This window comes from Burkholderia sp. SIMBA_051 (genome assembly GCF_046534915.1).
GTDB classification, from domain to species: Bacteria; Pseudomonadota; Gammaproteobacteria; order Burkholderiales; family Burkholderiaceae; genus Burkholderia; species Burkholderia ambifaria.
Window position 1 is genome coordinate 1 of record NZ_JAWRXS010000093.1, and the last position, 362, is coordinate 362.

Here is a 362-nt window from a genome sequence, read left to right on the forward strand (position 1 = left end):
CTTGCATGAAGTCACCGAACATGATCGGGGCCGCGCCGGCCGCAACGTCCGGCATGTCCGGCAGTTCCGTGATCGCGTAGCCCGCGAGCGTCGCCGGTTGACCCGCGACAAGCGACGGTTGCCACAGGTAGTTGCCCGTGTTGTCCTTCAGCTTGCGCACCTTGCCTTGCGTCGTTCGGTTCATCGTGAACCGCGCATTGAGCGTGTAGACGGACGGCAGGTCATAGATGAGGTCGAAAACCGCGTCCGACGTGATCGCGTTGGCATCGCCGCTGTTGACCGTCTGGATTGCACCGAGCGGATGCTTCGACGCGTTCGCGCCGCCCTTGATATACGTCAGCAGACCGGTCGGCATCTTGTCG

General features: G+C 62.7%; 1 protein-coding gene. It reads right to left on the bottom strand.

The genetic code is table 11. The annotated features are described in order from the left end of the window. Positions 1-362 (bottom strand): phage major capsid protein (locus SB771_RS33695; protein ID WP_410721880.1); only part of this gene is annotated, 362 nt, incomplete at both ends.